An 18,676-nucleotide genomic window follows, 5' to 3' on the forward strand; every position below is an offset into this window, starting at 1 on the left:
CCCGCCGGTGCCGCGATCCTCCTGCAAGCCGCCGAGGACCTCGCCGCCGGCGGCGGTGGCGAGGAGTGCCTCGCGCTCCTGGACCGCGCCGGCATCGAGGGCGGCCTCCCCGACGACGGGCCGCTGCGCGTGGCGACGGCCCGAGGCCGGGCGCTGGCCTCCCTCGGCCGGATCGAGGACGCCGCCCGGGCGCTGACGGAGGCGCTCGAGCTCGCCCCGCCCGCCGAGCTGGCCGTGCGCCACGCCGACCTCGGCGACACCTGGCTCGGTGCGGGAGCGGTGGCCGAGGCGAACGCTGCCTACGGGCGTGCCCTCGATCTGCTGTCCGGGCCCACCCCGGAGCTGTCCAGCAGCGAGCGCCGCGGGTTGATCGCGCGCCTGGCGGCGGTCGCCTCGCTCTCGGGCCGCGTCGGTGAGCTGAGCCAGGCCGAGCTCGCAGCGATCCTCGCCCAGCCCGAGGAGCAGGACTCCTACGGGGACCGGGCGCTGCTCGCGATGGCCGCCCTCGGCATGACGATCGTCGGCGAGGACGCGGCGMCCGCCGGCCGGCTGGCCGTGCGCGCTGCGGGCGACCTCCGGGTCGTCGAGCAGGACGGGGTCCACGGGGGAGTGGTGTCGCTGCTGACTGGCGCACTCAACGGCACCGAGCAGGACGACCTCGCGCTCGACGTGATCGACGCCGCGCAGGCCCTCGCCCGGCGCCGGGGCTCCATCACGTCGTACGCGACGCTGGCCTACACCCGTGCCGCGATCCACCACAACCGCGGAGAGCTGCGCCGCTGCGAGGCCGAGGCGATGGCCGCCCTGGACCTGCGCGAGGACGGCTGGACGCTCTACCTCGAGGCGGCCCAGTTCATGGCTGTGTGGGCGCTGCTGGCCCAGGGGCGGCGCGAGGAGGCCGGGGCCGTGGTGCGCGAGGTCGACGTGGACTCGCCCCGCGGCCCGCTCCACGCGGCGATGGCCCGGGTGGTCCGTGGCATGGCGGCGCTCGACGTCGACGACCCCGAGGCGGCGCTGGCCGACCTGCTGGTGGCCCGCGACCTCAGCGCCGAGTTCACCGGCCCGTCGGTCGGCTGGTTCGTCCGGTACGCCGTGCAGGCGGCCGCGCGGGCCGGACGGTCCGAGCTGGCCCGCACCATGGCGGTCGAGGCGGTCGACCGTGCCCGCCACTACGGCGCCCCCCGCCTGCTGGGCGTCACCCTGCGCTCGGTCAGCGAGGCGCTCGAGCCCGCCGAGCGGGCCGCCCACCTCGACGAGGCGGTCCGGCTGCTGCGCGGGAGCACCTCGTGGTTCGAGCTCGCCCTGGCCCACCGTGACCGCGCCGAGCTGCGCGCCGGCCGGAGCGACACCCGGGCTGCGCTCGAGGACGCCCGACGCTGCCTGGAGCTCGCCGAGCGGATCGGCGCTGCCCCCGTCTCCGCCCGGATCCGCGAGCGGATCCGGGACTGGGGTGGTGACGACGCGGCCGGGCCCCTGCTGCCGCCGGAGTCGGTGCTGACCACGGCCGAGTACCGGGTGGCCGAGCTCGCCGCCGCGGGCCTGACGAACCGGGAGATCGCGGAGCGGCTCTTCGTCATCGTCAAGACCGTGGAGTGGCACCTCAGCCGCGCCTACAAGAAGCTGGGCGTCAGCTCGCGCCGCGAGCTCGCGGCGGTCCTGGCCACCGACCGCTGAGCGGTGGGGCAGCCTCCCCGCGGCGGCCCCGGGCCACCCCAGGGGGTACCCCAGAGTCGTGACTCTGGGGTCGAGATCGGCCGTCCGGCACCGGTAGTGCCCCCATGCTTGTTCCGTGGTGCTCGGAGGCTGTGGGGGCTCCGGGCACGGGGGACCCGTCCCGGTGGGGCGGTCGACCCGGGACGGCCGTCGTCACTGCCTCTGGACGGTCGTCCCGGTCCGCCGCCCCGGCCGGCGGCTCAGGACGGACCCGGGACCACCATCGCGTACGCCGACGGGACCACCCGCCACGCGCGCTCGCGGAACGGGCCGTCGATCTCGCCGTCGCTGTTGCAGTCGAACGGCGTGCCGCTGACCCTCACCTCCGTGCCCCGCACGATGCGGACGTCGGCGTGGTCCTCGTGCCGGGCGAACGGCAGGCGCAACGCGTACCCGAGCCGGGCCCACCGACCCACCGGGCTCGCGACCAGCACGTCGACCAGGCCGTCGCCGGGGTCGGCGTCGGGCGTGAGCTGCGTGCCGCCGCCGACCGAGGCACCGTTGCCGAGGGCCACCATCAGCACCTTCTCGTCGAGGTCGACCACGACCTCGCCGTCGACCTCGACCCGGACCCGCAGCGTCGGGGGATTCATCGCGGTCTGCACGGCGCCGATCGGGTAGCCGAGCCGGCCGAGGTTGACCTTGCCGACCCCGACCGAGCCGAGCCGCTCCTTCCAGCGTGCGCCCTTCGCGCCCGCCTCCGCGCCGGCGCCGAGGTGCACGCTGTTGACGGTGACCTCGTCGTGGTCGTCGACCACGAGGTCGGTCGGTCGCGGGTGGCCGGTGACCACGACCTCGGCGGCCGCGGCCGGCTCGAGGGGCAGCCGCAGGGTGCGGGCGAAGTCGTTGCCGGTGCCGAGCGGGACCAGCCCGATCGTCGTACCGGACAGGGAGCCGCGGCGGTGCAGCGCGGCGACGACCGCGTGGATGCTTCCGTCGCCGCCGACCACCACGACCGTGCGGTCGCCGAGGCCGGCGAGGGCGGCGTCGAGCTCGTCGGGGGAGGAGGTCGCGGCGACCTCGACCTCGGCGTGCTGCCGCAGGACGGCGAGCGCCTCGTCGAGGGCCTCCTGGTCCGCCGTACCGGCGTCGGCGTTGGTGATGACGAGCATCGATCGGGCGCTGGGCACGACCCCAGCGTAGGGACCGGTCCCGCCTGTCGTGCGCGGGACCTGAGGACCGGACGGCCCCGCCTAGAGTTCGGGCCCATGGGGACCTCTCGCCGCTGGACCGCCCGTGAGCTGATCGACCTGGTGCTCGACGAGGGCTCCTACGAGTCGTGGGACACGCCGATCGACACCTCCGGGCACCCGGAGCAGTACCGCGCCGAGCTTGCCCGGGCCGCCGAGAAGGCCGGCACCGACGAGTCCGTGCTCACCGGGCGCGGCACCGTCCGCGGGCGCCCGGTCGCCTTCGTGGTCAACGAGTTCGGCTTCCTCGCCGGCTCCATCGGCGTCGCCGCCGCGTCCCGGATCGCCTCCGCGGTGCGTCGCGCGACAGCCGAGGGGCTGCCGGTGCTGGCCAGCACCTCGTCCGGCGGCACCCGGATGCAGGAAGGCACCCGCGCCTTCGTGCAGATGGTCGAGATCTCCCGTGCCCTGATGGAGCACCGCGCCGCCGGCCTGCCTTACCTCGTGCACCTGCGGCACCCGACGACCGGCGGCGTCTACGCCTCGTGGGGCTCCCTCGGCCACGTCACCGTCGCCGAGCCGGGCGCCCTGGTCGGCTTCCTCGGCCCGAAGGTCTACGAGGCGCTCAACGGCGAGCCGTTCCCGCCGGGGGTCCAGGTCGCCGAGAACCTCGCGGCGAAGGGGGTCATCGACGCCGTCGTACCCGCCGAGGAGCTGCCCGCGCTCGTCGACGCCGCCCTCGGGGTGGTCGTCGACCCGGCGTCCGCGCCGGCCCTCGAGCGGCGTGAGCCGGTCGCGCCGGGCACCGTGTCGGACCACCACGTGTGGGAGGACATCGAGCACACCCGCGACCGCGACCGCGCCGGCGTCCGCGACCTGCTCAAGCACGGCGCCTCGCCGGCCACGATCCGGCTCCGCGGCACCGACGAGGGCGAGCGCGACGACACCGTCCTCATCGCGCTGACCCGGCTCGACGGCCAGCCCTGCGTGCTGGTCGGCCAGGACCGCACCCGCCAGACCCCGGACAGCCCGATGGGTCCCGGCGCGCTGCGCGAGGCCCGCCGGGCGATGCACCTCGCCGAGTCGCTGCGACTGCCGCTGGTGACGGTCGTCGACACCCCCGGTGCCGAGCTCTCGCCGCAGGCCGAGGAGGGCGCGATGGCCGGTGAGATCGCCCGCTGCATCGCCACCCTCGTCTCGATGACCGTGCCCACCGTGTCGGTGATCCTCGGCCAGGGCTGCGGAGGCGGCGCGCTCGCGCTGCTGCCCGCCCGCACCGTCGTGGCCACCCAGCGCGGCTGGCTCTCCCCGCTGCCGCCCGAGGGCGCCAGCGTGATCCGACACGGCGACACCTCCCGCGCCGCCGAGATGGCCGCCGACCAGGAGGTCGGCGCGCTGAGCCTGCTCGCCGACGGCAACGTCCACGTCGTCGTCCCCGAGCTCGTCGAGGACGACGCCCCGTCCCTCGCCCGCGCCATCGTCGCCGAGGTCGCCCACCAGCTCGCCGCCGCCACCGCCGACTGAACCGTCACTCGTCGCCCGTCGAGACGTCACTTCCGGCGGGTTGAGACGTCGGTTCCGGCGGGTCGAGACGTCAGCAAATGCCTGTTCAGGCGTCACTTCCGGGCGTCGTACGACGTGACGACTCGACGCGCCGCAACTGACGCCTCGACAGGCCGGATCTGACGGGTCGACAAGCCAGAAGTGACGTCTCGACCGTCCCGGCGAGACAGGTGGGTCAAGGTGGGGCGGGCGGGTCAGGCGTCGGCGACGACCATGTCGTCGCCGGACCAGAAGGCGCGCATGCTGGTGATGCGGCCCTCGTCGTCGAAGGTCATCACGTCGATCGGGGCGAGGGTGTAGGTCTGGTCGCCGGCCTTCGTGACCAGCTCGAAGGCGAAGGCGGCCTCGTTGCCGGCGACGCGGGCGTGCAGCAGGCGGGCGGTCTGCTCGAGGCCGTCGAGGGCGCCGTAGAACTCGGCGATCGACTCGCGGGTGGTGCGCACCTCCGAGCCGACCGGGTCCTCGACGGTGGCGCCGTCGGCGTACAGGGCGACGACGTCGGCGGAGGAGCCGTTCGCCACGAGGTCGACGTACTGCTGGATGGTCTCGAGGATGGTCTCGCGGCTGGCGCCCATGGCGTGCTCCTGGTCGAGGGTCGGTGAGCTGGAACGTGAACTAGAACGTGTTCTCGTTTCGCCGAATCTAGCCGGTCGGTCGCGGTTTGGTAACGTTGCGCCGCAAGAGCCCCGGTCTTGCCGGGGCTTCTTGCTTGGCAGACACCAACAACTAGTGGTGCGTTGAGCAGCCGTTCCGGACAGGCGGGGCGGAGGGACTCCGTCCGTGGCGAGGAGCAACCGAGATGCCTGCAATCGTGATCGTCGGAGCCCAGTGGGGCGACGAGGGCAAGGGCAAGGCGACCGACCACCTGGGCAGCCAGGTCGACTACGTCGTGAAGTTCAACGGCGGCAACAACGCCGGGCACACCGTCGTCGTCGGCGACGAGAAGTACGCCCTCCACCTGCTCCCCAGCGGCATCCTCACGCCGGGCTGCACGCCGGTCATCGGCAACGGTGTCGTCGTCGACATCGACGTGCTCTTCCACGAGATCGACGGCCTCGAGGCCCGCGGCGTCGACACCTCCGCGCTCAAGGTCAGCGCCAACGCGCACGTCATCGCCGACTACAACCGCACGATCGACAAGGTGACCGAGCGCTTCCTCGGCTCCCGCAAGATCGGTACGACGGGCCGCGGGATCGGCCCCACCTACGCCGACAAGATGAACCGGATCGGCATCCGGGTCCAGGACCTCTTCGACGAGAAGATCCTCACCGCCAAGGTCGAGGGCGCGCTCGAGCTCAAGGGCCAGATCCTCACCAAGATCTACAACCGCCGTGCGCCCTCGGTCGAGCAGACCGTCGAGGAGCTGCTCGGCCACGCGGAGCGGCTGGCGCCGTACGTCTGCGACACCGGGCTGCTGCTCAACCAGGCCCTCGACCGTGACGAGGTCGTGCTGATGGAGGCCGGCCAGGCGACCCTGCTCGACGTGGACCACGGCACCTACCCGTTCGTGACCTCCAGCAGCGCGGTCGCCGCGGGCGCGTGCACCGGCACGGGCATCCCGCCGACCCGGATCGACCAGGTCATCGCGATCGCCAAGGCCTACACGACCCGCGTCGGCGAGGGCCCGTTCCCGACCGAGCTGCTCGACGGCCCTGACGGCAAGGGCGAGTTCCTGCGCAAGGCGGGCTGGGAGTACGGCACCACCACCGGCCGCCCGCGCCGCTGCGGCTGGCTCGACACCGTGATCACCCGCTACGCCGCGCGGGTCAACGGCGTCACCGACTTCGTGCTCACCAAGCTCGACACCCTGACCGGGCTCGAGGAGCTCCCCGTGTGCGTCGCGTACGACGTGGACGGGGTCCGCCACGAGGAGATGCCGGTCAACCAGACCGACTTCCACCACGCGGTCCCGGTCTACGAGAACCTCCCCGGCTGGACCGAGGACATCTCGGGGTGCCGCTCGTTCGAGGACCTGCCGAAGGCCGCGCAGGACTACGTCACCTTCGTCGAGGAGCGCTCCGGCGCCCGCATCTCGGTGGTCGGTGTCGGTCCCGAGCGCGAGCAAGCCGTGGTGCGCCACCCGCTGCGCTGACCAGCGCGGCGGACCCGGCCGATACCTCCCGCAGATCCGACGGGTATGCGATCCTCCGGTCTGGGCATTGCCGCATGGATACATGCCCGGGGACATCTTGCGAGGAGCGTGCGTGTGGCCGACCGGCCGACAGTCGTGGTCATCGACGACGCACCGGAGCTCAGGGCGCTCGTCGGCGCCCGGCTCCGGTCGTCCGGCCTGTTCGAGGTGGTCGGCGAGGGTGGCGACGGCGGCGAGGCGATGGTCCTCGCCCACGAGCACCAGCCCGACCTGATGCTGCTCGACACCTCGATGCCCGTGCTCGACGGCCTCGAGGCGCTCCCGCTCGTGCTGGCGGTCTCGCCGGACACCAAGGTGGTGGTGTTCACCGGTTTCGAGAGCCGCGGCCTCGCCGGTCGCGCGTACGAGCTCGGCGCCGCCGACTTCATCGAGAAGTCCACGCCGATCGACCAGCTGCCCGACCTGCTGTGGAAGCACGTGGCGGACTCGGTGCCCCGTCCGGTGCCGCGTGGCGGCGGGCTGCGGATCGCCGGCGGCGACGACGAGCGCACGATGCGCGACCAGGCCGCCCTGGACGAGCACCTGGAGCGCTACCGCGAGGTGTTCAACCAAGCCGCGATCGGCATGGCGACGCTGACCCTCAACGGCAGCATCGTCCGGGCCAACCCCGAGCTCGCAGCGATGGTCGGCCGCACGCCCGAGGACCTCGTCGGCCTCGACTACGGCGTGCTCACCCGCCAGCACGGCGACCAGCTCGACGACGCGCTGGTGCGGATCATCGAGCAGGGGGAGGGCCTCGCGACCTTCGAGCACCCGCTGGTCTACGAGGACGGCACGTCGACCGCGCTGCGGGTCAGCCTCACCCCGATCCGCGACTCCCACGGCGCACCGCTCTACGTCTTCGCCCAGGTGCTGGACATCACCGCCGAGGTCGAGCTGCGCCGCAGCGAGGAGATGTTTCGGCTGCTGGTCACGACGGTCAGCGACTACGCGATCTACATGCTCGACACCACCGGCCGCGTCGCGAGCTGGAACGCCGGCGCGCAGCGGATCAAGGGCTACACGTCCGAGGAGATCCTCGGCCAGCACTACCGGGTCTTCTACCCCGAGGAGGAGCGCGCGCTGGGCAAGCCGGAGCGCAACCTCGAGATCGCGCTCGAGGAGGGCTCCTACACCGCCGAGGCGTGGCGGGTACGACGCGACGGCACCCGCTTCTGGGCCAACGTCATGATCAACCCGATCCACGACGACGCCGGCCAGCTGCGCGGCTTCGCCAAGCTCACCCGCGACCAGAGCGAGGAGCGGGTCCGCGAGGAGCAGCGCCGCCAGGCGATCGAGCAGCAGGCCGGCCTGCTGGCGGTCACCGCCCACGAGCTGCGCACCCCCGCCGCCGTCGTGGAGGGAGCAGCGGCCATGCTGCGGCGCCACGACGAGATGGACCCCGCCGAGCGGCTCCAGCTGCTCGAGGCGATGGTCAGCAGCGCCCGCCGGCTCCAGCGCCTCGCCTCCGACCTCAAGGCCGCCTCCGACATGCACGTCGACGCGCTCACCCTCCAGCCCGAGCGGATGTGGCTGCGGGGCACGCTGCTGGCCGCGGTCGACCGCGCCCGCGCCATGCACCCGCACGACGGGGTCGCCGTCCACGTCGATCAGGACGTCGAGTTCACCGCCGACCCCGCCCGTGTCGGCCAGGCCCTCGACAACCTGCTGTCCAACGCCGTGAACCACGGCCGCGCCCCGGTCGTCGTCACCGGTGAGCGCACCGAGTCCGGCGTGCGGATCTCGGTCGCCGACAGCGGGCACGGGGTCGACCAGCGCCTCGAGCCGCGGCTGTTCCAGCGCTACGCCCACGCCGGCCCCAACGCCGGCAGCGGCATCGGCCTCGACCTGGTCCGCGAGATCGCCCGCAGCCACGGAGGCGAGGCGACCTACCTCCCGCCGGGCCAGGACCGGATGACGACCTTCGTCATCGACCTGCCCAGCCAGCCGACGCTGCCGCGGCTGTGAGCCGCGCGCGGGGTCGGTGACCAGACCCGGACGCGGGGCCGGTCGTCGTACCTCCCGCGCATAGGATCGACCCCCGTGAAGACCCTCGTGATCGGCACCGGTGGCCGCGAGCACGCCCTCGCCCTCGCCCTGTCCCGCGACCCGTCGGTGAGCGAGGTGCACGCCGCCCCCGGCAACCCCGGGATCGCTGCCTTCGCGACCCTGCACGACGTCGACCCGATGGACGGTACGGCGGTCGCCGCGCTCGCGACGCAGGTCGGCGCCGACCTCGTCGTGGTCGGCCCGGAGGCCCCGCTCGTCGCGGGCGTCGCGGACGCGGTCCGCGCTGCCGGCGTCCCGGTCTTCGGCCCGTCTGGCGCGGCCGCGCGCCTCGAGGGCTCCAAGGCCTTCTCCAAGGAGGTCATGGCCGCCGCCGGCGTGCCGACCGCCGGCTCCCCCCCCCGCCCCCCCCCCCTGCCGCACCGCTCACGAGGTCGCCGCCGCGCTCGACGAGTTCGGTGCGCCGTACGTGGTCAAGGACGACGCCCTGGCTGCCGGCAAGGGGGTGGTGGTCACCCGTGACCGCGCCGAGGCCGAGGCGCACGCCGCGGCGTGCGGCACCGTCGTCATCGAGGAGTTCCTCGACGGCCCGGAGGTGTCGCTGTTCGCCGTCTGCGACGGCACCACCGCCTACCCGCTCCAGCCGGCCCAGGACTTCAAGCGGATCTTCGACGGCGGCCGCGGCCCGAACACCGGCGGCATGGGCTCCTACTCGCCGTTGCCGTGGGCGCCCGCGGACCTCGCGGCGACCGTGATCGACACCGTCGTCCAGCCGACGCTCGACGAGATGGCCCGCCGCGGCGCGCCCTTCGTCGGTTGCCTCTACGTCGGCCTCGCCCTCACCGCTGCCGGGCCGCGCGTCATCGAGTTCAACTGCCGCTTCGGTGACCCCGACATCCAGCCGGTGCTCGCGGTGCTCGAGTCCCCGCTCGGCGAGCTCCTCCTCGGTGCGGCCCAGGGTCGCCTCGGCGAGGTGCCGGCCCCCGTCTTCCGCGACGCGGCCTCGGTCACCGTCGTGCTCGCCTCCGCCGGCTACCCCGAGTCGTCGTCGAAGGGGGACGTGATCACCGGCGTCGGCGCGGCCAACGGCGTCTCCGACGTCGACGTGATCCACGCCGGCACCGCGCTCGTCGCCGCGCCCGAGGAGGGCGACCCCGGCCACCAGCACCTCGTCACCGCCGGCGGCCGGGTGCTCGCGGTCCGCGCCCTCGGCTACGACGTCGCCGACGCCCGGGCCCGCGCCTACGCCGCCGCCGACCTGATCAGCTTCGACGGCCTGCAGCGCCGCTCCGACATCGCCGCCGAGCCGCTCGGCGTGGTCGAGGGTGCCTCGGTCGCCGAGGGCTGAGCGTGGCCACCGTCCGGGTCGCGACCGACGCCGACCTCGACGCCGTCGCGGCGATCTACGCCCGCGAGGTCCACGACGGCACGGCCACCTTCGACACCGTGCCCCCGCCGCGCAGCAAGTGGGAGGGCCTCCTCGCCTCGACCCACCCCGGCGACCACTTCCTCGTCGCCGCGACCGGTGACCAGGTGCTGGGCTTCGCCTACTCCTCGCAGTTCCGGCCCCGGGGCGCCTACGACGGCACCCGCGAGGTCACCGTCTACCTCGACCCGGCCGCGACCGGGCGCGGCCTCGGCCGGCTGCTGTACGMCGMCCTGCTCGCCCGCCTCGAGGCCGCCGGTGTGCGCACCGCGCTGGCGCTGGTCTCGCTGCCCAACGCCGCCAGCGAGGCGCTGCACCGCGCCTGCGGCTTCGAGCGGCAGGGCGTGCTCCGGCAGGTCGGCCGCAAGCACGAGCGGTGGATCGACGTCGCCCTGTGGCAGAAGGTGCTCGCCGATGACTGACCAGCCGCCTGACCAGCCGACCGGCCAGCCGATCAGCCAGCCGATCAGCCAGCCGATCAGCCAGCCGGCCGGCCCCGCCGGCGTACCCACCGAGCGGCTGGTCCTCGTCCTCTGGGACGCGGCCACGGTCGCCGCGATCCGCTCCGGCGAGCGCCGCCCCGACTGGCACCCCGACTTCCCCCGCGAGGACGACCTCGGCGCCGCCGCGCTCTGGCACGAGGGCGACCCCTGGGGGCCGCGGTCGATCGTGTCCCGCAAGCAGCAGCTGGTCATCGGCTCCATCGGGTTCTTCGGCCCGCCCGAGCCGGCCGCCGACGGCGTCGCGGAGGCCGAGGTCGGCTACGGCCTCGTCGCCGCGGCCCACGGGTACGGCCTGGCCACCGAGGCGCTCACCGCCCTGCTCGGCCGTGCCGACGCCGCGGGCGTCCGGGTCCGCGCGTCCATCGCGCCCGACAACGCCGCCAGCCTCCGCGTCGCCGCGAAGACCGGGTTCACCGTCCTGCGGGGCACCACCGAGGACGGCGAGCTGGTCCTGGTCCGCCCGCTGCGCTGACGGGCCGGCCCCGGGCCGCCGCGGCGCCGGGTCTCGGCCCACCGCCGCTCGTTCCTCGCGCCGCCAGGGGCATGGGAGAATCAGACCCCGTGACCGTCCCGAACGTCCTCGCCACCCGCTACGCCGCCGCCGACCTCGCCGAGATCTGGTCGCCGGAGCACAAGATCGTCCTCGAGCGGCAGCTGTGGATCGCCGTCCTCAAGGCGCAGAAGGACCTCGGGGTCGAGGTGCCGGACGGGGTCGTCGAGGCCTACGAGCAGGTCGCCGCGCAGGGCGAGGCGGCCGTCGACCTGGCGAGCATCGCCGCCCGCGAGCGGGTCACCCGCCACGACGTGAAGGCGCGGATCGAGGAGTTCGCCGCGCTGGCCGGGCACGAGCACATCCACAAGGGCATGACCTCACGCGACCTGACCGAGAACGTCGAGCAGCTGCAGGTCAAGCAGTCGCTCGCGCTGGTGCGCGACCGCGCGATCGCCGCGCTGGCCCGGCTGGGCCGGCTGGCGGGGGAGTACGACGCGCTCGTGATGGCCGGCCGGTCGCACAACGTCGCCGCCCAGGCCACCACGCTCGGCAAGCGGTTCGCGACCGTCGCCGACGAGCTGATGATCGCGGTCGAGCGCGTCGACGACCTGCTCGGCCGCTACCCGCTGCGCGGCATCAAGGGGCCGATGGGCACCGCCCAGGACATGCTCGACCTGCTCGGCGGTGACGAGGCGAAGCTCGAGGACCTCGAGCAGCGGGTCGCCGCCCACCTCGGCTTCGACCGCGTGCTCACCAGCGTCGGCCAGGTCTACCCGCGCTCGCTCGACTTCGACGTGCTCTCCGCGCTGGTCCAGGTGACCGCCGCCCCGTCGAACCTCGCGACCACGATCCGGCTGATGGCCGGCAACGAGATCGTGACGGAGGGCTTCAAGGAGGGCCAGGTCGGCTCCTCCGCGATGCCGCACAAGATGAACACCCGCTCCTGCGAGCGCGTCAACGGCCTCGCCGTCGTCACCCGCGGCTACCTCTCCATGGTCGGCGAGCTCGCCGGCGACCAGTGGAACGAGGGCGACGTCTCCTGCTCCGTCGTACGACGGGTGGCGCTGCCCGACGCGTTCTTCGCCGTCGACGGCCTCTTCCAGACCTTCCTCACCGTGCTCGACGAGTTCGGCGCGTTCCCGGCCGTCATCCAGCGCGAGCTCGACCGCTACCTGCCCTACCTCGCCACCACCAAGGTGCTGATGGCCGCCGTGCGCAACGGCGTCGGCCGCGAGGCCGCGCACGAGGCGATCAAGGAGGCCGCCGTCGGCACCGCGCTCGCGATGCGCCAGGGCCAGGCCGAGAACGACGTCTTCGCCAAGCTCGCCGCCGACGAGCGGCTCGGCCTGACCTCCGAGCAGCTGCAGTCGCTGGTCGCCGAGCCGATCACCTTCACCGGGGCTGCCGTCGCGCAGACGCAGGCGGTGTGCCGCAAGGTCGCCGCGATCGTCGAGGCCAACCCCGCCGCGGCGGCGTACACGCCGGGCGCCATCCTCTGACGCCGCCCGGCGTCGCCGGCCCGCTGCGCGCCCGCGGCGGCATGGGGCGACCCGCCATGATGGGGAGGTGACCCGGATCGTCGTCCCCTTCCCGGTGTCGGCCGGCCGGGCGTTCGCCTTCCTCGCCGACCCGCGGAACCGGCCTGCGTGGCAGTCCTCGCTGCGGGCGGTGGCCGACGTCCTCCCCGCGGACGGTGACGCCACCGCCGCCGGCACCACCTGGACCGACCTCACGGTCGTGCCCGGCGTGCGCCCCCGGATGCGCACGACGCAGGCCGTGCCCGGTGTGCACTGGCAGGAGGACGGCCGCTGCGGCCTCGTCCGCGCCCGGCTGGACCTCTGGTTCTCGCCCGCCGACGGCGGGTGCCAGGTCGTCGCCGAGTTCCGGGTCCGGGGCCTCGCGGTCGGGCTGCCGCTCACCGTGGCCAGCCGCCCGGCGATCGCCGCCGACCTGCGCCGCGCCGCCTCCCTCGCCTGACCGGGACCGACCGGGACCGACCGGACCGACCGGGACCCATCGGGAAGGTCACGATTCGGACACATTCGGCGGGTCTGCTCGCCTGAGAGGTGAGGACCCCTCGCCAGACCGCTACATTCCGGGCCACCTGTGATGCGCGTCACAGGACGGAGGGGGCTGCGGTGCTCGCTGTTCAGAACCTCGAGGTCGTGTACGACGACGTCGTGCTCGCCCTGCGCGGGGTGAGCCTGGAGGTGCCTGACGGGAGGATCGTGGCGCTGCTGGGCGCGAACGGCGGCGGCAAGTCGACCCTGCTGCGCTCGCTGTCCGGCCTGCTCGACGTCCACGACGGCGAGATCCGCAAGGGTTCGGTCACGCTCGACGGTGAGTCCGTCGGCCAGCTCAAGCCGTCCGCGCTCGCCCGCAAGGGCATCAAGCACGTGCTCGAGGGTCGCCGGGTCTTCAAGGAGCTGACCGCGGAGGAGAACCTCCGCGTCGGCGCCTACGCCGACCGGCGCAACCTCAAGGCCAACCTGGAGCGGGTCTACGGGTTGTTCCCGATCCTGCGCGAGCGGCGCGAGGGCCAGGCCGGCCTGCTGTCCGGCGGCGAGCAGCAGATGCTCGCGATCGGCCGGGCGCTCATGTCCGACCCGCGCTACCTGCTGCTCGACGAGCCGTCGCTCGGGCTCGCGCCCAAGGTGGTCGACCAGATCCGGGACATCGTCGTCGAGATCAACAGCCAGGGCACGGGGATCCTCCTCGTCGAGCAGAACGCCTCGATGGCGCTCTCGATCGCCCACCACGGCTACGTCCTCGAGAACGGTCGCGTGGTGATGGACCGGCCGGCCGAGAAGCTGCGCGAGGACGCCGACGTCCGCGAGTTCTACCTCGGCCTCGGCGCCGAGGGTGAGGCCGCCCGGTCCTTCCGCTCCGTCAAGCACTACCGACGCCGCAAGAGGTGGGCCTCATGACCGCACCGGCGACGCCCGCGCCCGGGCCGGCCACCGCCACCACGACGACGCCGGGCGGGCCTGCCCCGGTGCTGGCCTTCGACGACGTGCACCTGTCCTTCGGTGCGGTCAAGGCCGTCAACGGGGTCAGCTTCGAGGTGCGCGAGGACGAGCTGTTCGCGGTGATCGGCCCCAACGGCGCAGGGAAGACGAGCATCTTCAACGTGCTCTCCGGCGTCTACCGGCCGCAACGCGGCTCGGTCGTCCTGGAGGGCCAGCCGATCCTCGGCATGCGGCCTCCGGCGATCGCGCGGCTCGGCGTCGCCCGCACCTTCCAGAACATCGAGCTCTTCGCCAACCTCACCGTGCTCGACAACCTGATGCTCGGGCGCCACCAGCACCTGCGCTACGGCACCCTCGCGGCGATGCTGTGGTGGGGCCGGGCCCGCAACGAGGAGCTGCGGCACCGCCGCAAGGTCGAGGAGATCGTCGACTTCCTCGAGCTCGAGCAGTGGCGCAAGATGCCCGTCGGCCTGCTGCCCTACGGCGTGCAGAAACGGGTCGAGCTCGGCCGAGCGCTCGCGATGGAGCCGCGGCTGCTGCTCCTCGACGAGCCCGTCGCCGGCATGAACCTCGAGGAGACCGAGGACATGGCGCGCTACATCCTCGACATCCGCGACGAGCTGCGCATCCCGATGATCATGGTCGAGCACGACATGGGCCTGGTGATGGACGTCGCCGACCGGGTGCTCGTCGTGGACTTCGGGACCCCGGTCGCGACCGGCACCCCCGCCGAGGTGCAGCGCAACCCCGACGTGATCCGCGCCTACCTCGGCGGTGAGGCGAACCCCGGCATCGACGAGGACGTCCGTGCGGCGGTCCGGGCGGTCGAGGACGCCGCCGACCCGGGGGCAGGGGGAGGAGGGGGAGCCACGACATGACCCGCAGCCTCGTGACCCGGATCCGTGACCGGGCCGCCACCACGCCGCACGGCGTCGCCATGCGCGAGAAGCGCCTCGGCGTGTGGCACGAGATCACCTGGGCGACCTACTGGGACACCGTGGTCGACGTCGGCCACGCGCTGCTCTCCCTCGGCGTGCAGCCGGGTGACCGGGTCGCCGTGCAGTCCGAGAACCGCCCCGAGTGGCTGTTCATGGACATCGCCGCCGTGGCGATCCGGGCGACCACGGTGGGGCTCTACCCGACGAACCCGACCGCGGAGACGTCGTACCTCCTCTCGCACAGCGGCGCCTGCGTCCACCTCGCCGAGGACCAGGAGCAGGTCGACAAGGTGCTGGAGGCCGGCGACCTGCCGGAGCTGCGCACGATCGTGCACGTCGAGACCCGCGGCCTGCGCACGTACGACGACCCGCGGCTGATGTCGTGGGAGGCGCTGCTCGAGCGCGGCCGCGAGCACCGCGCCGCGCACCCCGGGGCCGTCGAGGCCCTGGTCGACGCGGCGGAGCCCGACGACGTGATCACCCTCGTCTACACCTCCGGCACCACCGGCCCGCCGAAGGGCGCGATGCTCACGGTCCGCAACGCGGAGTTCGTGCTGGAGACCGTGCTCGAGCGGAGCCCGTTCGCGCGGCCGGCGCCGGGCCCCAGGGACATGACGCTGTCCTACCTCCCGCTGTGCCACGTCGCCGAGCGGGTGCTGACGACCTGGTACAACGCCGGCGCCGGCACCCAGGTCAACTTCGCCGAGTCCATCGAGACCGTGCCGCAGAACCTCCGTGAGGTGCAGCCGACCCTCTTCTTCGCCGTCCCCCGGATCTGGGAGAAGCTGCTGGCGACGGCGCGGATCAAGCTCGACTCCGCGACCTGGGCCAAGCGCCGGTGGGCCGCCTTCTGGCTGCGTCGCGCGGACGGCCTCGGGGAGAAGCTCGCCGCCAACGGCGGTCGGCACACCGCCGCCACCCGCCTGGTGTACGCCGTCGGCTGGCTGTTGTTCTACCGCGCCCTGCGCGACCGGCTCGGCCTGCGCCGGGTGCGGCACGCGAGCTCCGGCGCGGCACCGATCGCCCCCGAGGTGCTGCAGTTCTTCATGGGCATCGGCGTGCCGATGCACGAGCTCTACGGGATGACCGAGAACGCCGCGGTGGCCACCGCCAACCGGCCGGGCCGGGTCAGGCTCGGGACGGTCGGCGAGGCGCACGACGGCATCGAGGTCCGCATCGACGAGGAGACCGGCGAGATCCTCACCCGCCACCCAGCGGTCTTCGCCGGCTACTGGCAGGACCCCGAGGCGACGGCGCGCACGCTGAGCGAGGACGGCTGGCTGCACACCGGCGACGTGGGGGAGTGGGTCGACGGCACCCACCTGCGGATCACCGACCGGATGAAGGACATCATCATCACCGCCGGCGGCAAGAACGTCGCGCCGTCCGAGATCGAGAACGCGCTGAAGGCCTCGCCCTACATCAAGGAGGCGGTCGTCATCGGCGACGGCCGCAAGTACCTCACCGCCCTGATCGGCATCGAGCTCGACACCGTCGGCGCCTGGGCCCAGCAGCGGCGCATCGCCTTCACGACCTACCGCGACCTCTCCGAGAAGGAGGAGGTGCGCGACCTCGTCCAGCAGGTCGTCGACGACGTCAACTCCCGCCACAACCCGGTCGAGCAGATCAAGTCGTTCCGGATGCTGCCCAAGGAGCTCGACCACGAGGACGGCGAGCTCACCGCGACCCAGAAGGTCAAGAGGTCCGCGATCGACGCGATGTTCCACGACCTGGTCGAGTCGATGTACCGAGGCCAGGAGGCGGGTGCCCGATGACCCAGCTGCTCGGAGCGGTGGCCGGCGGGATCGGCGTCGGCTCGATCTACGCGCTGCTCGCGCTCGGCTTCGTGATCATCTACAAGTCGATGGGCGTCATCAGCTTCGCCCAGCCCGCGTTCCTGCTCGCCGGCACGGTGCTGGTGACCTACCTGTCGCCCGAGATCGGCTTCTTCCCGGCGCTGGTCGTCGGCTCGGTCGCCATCGCGGGTGTCGCCCTCGTCGTCGAGCGCGTCGCGATCCGGCCGATGGTCGGCAAGGCCGTCTTCGTCATCGCGATCATCACCATCGGCATCGACATCATCGTCCGGATCGTCTCCGGCATGTTCGTCGGCTCCGACCAGCGCACCGTCCGCGACCCGTGGGGCCTCGACGCGTGGGAGGTCGGCGGCGTCTACGTCGAGCAGCGCGACCTCGCGGCGTTCGCCGTCACCACGGTCCTGGTCCTCGCGCTCTTCGCGTTCTTCCGCTGGACCCCGATCGGCCTCGCCATGCGGGCCTCGGCCCTGGACCAGGAGGCCGCGATGGCGCAGGGCGTCAACGTCGGCACCGTGTTCGCGGTGTCCTGGGCGCTGGCCGGTGCCCTCGCCACGGTCGCCGGAGTCTTCGCGGCAGCCGGGCGCACCGTCGACCAGAACCACTGGCACATCGCGCTGCTCGCGCTTCCGGTCATCATCCTCGGCGGCCTCGACTCGCTCGGCGGCGCGGTGCTCGGCGGTCTGGTCATCGGCATCACCCAGCAGGTCGTCACCACCTACCACCGCGACTGGTTCCCCGGCCTCGACACCAACATCGGCTCGATCACGCCCTACCTGGTGATGCTGGTGGTGCTCCTCGTCCGGCCCTACGGGCTCTTCGGAACGCGGGAGGTCGAACGCGTATGACCGCCACCCGGACGCGCCGGCTCGCCCCGCTCGGGCGCCCCGAGCTCTACACCAGCTACCGCCAGGACATGGCGCTGCTCAACACCCGCTCGAAGATGCTGGGTGCGCTGGGCGTGCTGGTCGTCGCGGCGCTGATGCCGCTGATGGTCTCGGACAACCTGCTGCTCATCCTGGCCAGCGGCCTGGTGCTCGCGATCGGAGCGATCGGGCTCAACCTCGTCACCGGGTACGCCGGCCAGGTCTCCCTCGGCCACGCCTTCTTCGTCGGCGTCGGCGCCTACACCGCAGCCGCCATGGCCGGTGACCCGGACGGGCGCTACCTCGGCCTCGGCATCGACTTCATGCCGCTGTGGCTGCTCGGCGCCGGCCTGGTGGCTGCGCTGTGCGGCGCGGTGGTCGCGCCGCTGGCCACCCGGCTGCGGGGGCTCTACCTGGCGATCGTCACGCTCGGCCTGGTCTTCATCGGCCAGTACTTCTTCTTCGAGTGGGACGAGCTGACCGGCGGTTCGCAGGTCGGCCGCGACGCCGCGAAGCCGGTGCTGCTCGGCATCGAGTTCACGGCCGACTACGGCTTCAAGGGCGGCTGGACCGAGGAGCAGAAGCTCTACTGGCTGTTCCTCGCGGTCCTCGTGATCGCCGCCCTCGTCGCCCGCAACATCGCCCGCTCCCGCGTCGGGCGCGCGTTCTCCGCGATCCGCGACCGCGACGTCGCCGCCGGCGTGATGGGCGTCAACCTGACCCGCTACAAGATCATCGCGTTCACGATCTCCTCGTTCTACGCGGGGATCGCGGGCGCGCTGATGTTCTCCGCGAGCGGCCACTTCACGCCGGAGTCCTTCAACCTGCTGCTCTCGGTGCAGTTCATCGCGATCGTGCTCATCGGCGGGGTCGCGACCATCTCCGGCACCATCATGGGCGCGATGCTGATCGCGCTGCTCCCGCGGATCGCGAGCGAGCTGCCCGCCTTCGTGCCGTTCCTGTCGACCTCGGCCAGCGAGCACCCGAACATCTTCGACTTCGAGCAGATCATGTACGGCGTCCTCATCGTCGCGTTCCTGCTGTTCGAGCCACGGGGCCTGTTCGGGATCTGGCACCGCGTCCGCACGTACTGGAAGAGCTATCCCTTCTCCTACTGACCTCGGTC

General features: G+C 73.0%; 15 protein-coding genes and 1 pseudogene. 14 read left to right on the forward strand and 2 right to left on the reverse strand.

Annotation, left to right across the window (positions count from 1 at the left end; all coding sequences use genetic code 11):
- A partial coding sequence (locus L615_RS23245; protein WP_222430519.1) for a LuxR family transcriptional regulator occupies positions 1-1,674 on the forward strand: 1,674 nt, incomplete at its 5' end.
- A gap of 239 nt (positions 1,675-1,913) precedes the next feature.
- On the opposite strand, the gene L615_RS10280 is transcribed toward L615_RS23245, so the two are convergent.
- Positions 1,914-2,843: a diacylglycerol kinase family protein gene (locus tag L615_RS10280; RefSeq protein WP_232221735.1), complete on the reverse strand. Its 930-nt coding sequence runs from the start codon at positions 2,841-2,843 to the stop codon at positions 1,914-1,916.
- A gap of 78 nt (positions 2,844-2,921) precedes the next feature.
- Here L615_RS10280 and L615_RS10285 point away from each other — a divergent pair, with 78 nt between their 5' ends.
- Positions 2,922-4,367, forward strand: a complete 1,446-nt coding sequence (locus L615_RS10285; protein WP_145725006.1) for a carboxyl transferase domain-containing protein — start codon at positions 2,922-2,924, stop codon at positions 4,365-4,367.
- A gap of 233 nt (positions 4,368-4,600) precedes the next feature.
- Here the strand turns inward: L615_RS10285 and L615_RS10290 are convergent, their stop codons facing one another.
- Entirely contained in the window at positions 4,601-4,981 is a 381-nt protein-coding gene (locus L615_RS10290; RefSeq protein ID WP_028655318.1) for a nuclear transport factor 2 family protein, read from the reverse strand.
- Positions 4,982-5,205: 224 nt separating this feature from the next.
- Here L615_RS10290 and L615_RS10295 point away from each other — a divergent pair, with 224 nt between their 5' ends.
- The 12 genes and pseudogenes from L615_RS10295 (at position 5,206) to L615_RS10350 (ending at position 18,668) form a co-directional block, all read left to right on the forward strand.
- Positions 5,206-6,498, forward strand: coding sequence for an adenylosuccinate synthase (locus L615_RS10295; protein WP_028655319.1), 1,293 nt, complete (start codon positions 5,206-5,208; stop codon positions 6,496-6,498).
- A 114-nt stretch (positions 6,499-6,612) separates the two neighbouring features.
- A complete protein-coding gene (locus tag L615_RS10300; RefSeq protein ID WP_051485661.1) occupies positions 6,613-8,505 on the forward strand; it encodes a PAS domain S-box protein in 1,893 nt (630 codons plus the stop codon).
- Positions 8,506-8,580: 75 nt separating this feature from the next.
- Positions 8,581-9,892, forward strand: a pseudogene (gene purD / locus L615_RS10305) (phosphoribosylamine--glycine ligase).
- Between the two features lie 2 nt (positions 9,893-9,894).
- Positions 9,895-10,392: a GNAT family N-acetyltransferase gene (locus tag L615_RS10310; protein ID WP_186449819.1), complete on the forward strand. Its 498-nt coding sequence runs from the start codon at positions 9,895-9,897 to the stop codon at positions 10,390-10,392.
- Positions 10,385-10,945, forward strand: coding sequence for a GNAT family N-acetyltransferase (locus L615_RS10315; RefSeq protein WP_084255013.1), 561 nt, complete (start codon positions 10,385-10,387; stop codon positions 10,943-10,945). Before L615_RS10310 ends, L615_RS10315 begins: the two co-directional genes overlap by 8 nt.
- 71 nt (positions 10,946-11,016) lie before the next feature.
- A complete protein-coding gene (gene purB / locus L615_RS10320; RefSeq protein ID WP_145725008.1) occupies positions 11,017-12,465 on the forward strand; it encodes an adenylosuccinate lyase in 1,449 nt (482 codons plus the stop codon).
- A 67-nt stretch (positions 12,466-12,532) separates the two neighbouring features.
- A complete protein-coding gene (locus L615_RS10325; protein WP_145725009.1) occupies positions 12,533-12,943 on the forward strand; it encodes an SRPBCC family protein in 411 nt (136 codons plus the stop codon).
- Between the two features lie 161 nt (positions 12,944-13,104).
- A complete protein-coding gene (locus L615_RS10330; protein WP_145725010.1) occupies positions 13,105-13,893 on the forward strand; it encodes an ABC transporter ATP-binding protein in 789 nt (262 codons plus the stop codon).
- The gene (locus tag L615_RS10335; protein ID WP_145725011.1) at positions 13,890-14,813 is read left to right on the forward strand and encodes an ABC transporter ATP-binding protein; all 924 of its coding nucleotides are present in this window, start codon (positions 13,890-13,892) and stop codon (positions 14,811-14,813) included. Before L615_RS10330 ends, L615_RS10335 begins: the two co-directional genes overlap by 4 nt.
- Entirely contained in the window at positions 14,810-16,648 is a 1,839-nt protein-coding gene (locus L615_RS10340; protein ID WP_028655327.1) for a long-chain fatty acid--CoA ligase, read from the forward strand. Before L615_RS10335 ends, L615_RS10340 begins: the two co-directional genes overlap by 4 nt.
- Complete coding sequence (locus tag L615_RS10345; protein ID WP_028655328.1) at positions 16,645-17,532, forward strand: branched-chain amino acid ABC transporter permease; 888 nt, start codon at positions 16,645-16,647, stop codon at positions 17,530-17,532. The genes L615_RS10340 and L615_RS10345 overlap by 4 nt, the downstream gene beginning before the upstream one ends.
- Positions 17,529-18,668, forward strand: coding sequence for a branched-chain amino acid ABC transporter permease (locus tag L615_RS10350; RefSeq protein WP_028655329.1), 1,140 nt, complete (start codon positions 17,529-17,531; stop codon positions 18,666-18,668). Before L615_RS10345 ends, L615_RS10350 begins: the two co-directional genes overlap by 4 nt.
- The last annotated feature ends 8 nt before the right edge of the window (positions 18,669-18,676 follow it).

This window comes from Nocardioides sp. J9 (assembly GCF_007829375.1).
Lineage (GTDB): Bacteria > Actinomycetota > Actinomycetes > Propionibacteriales > Nocardioidaceae > Nocardioides.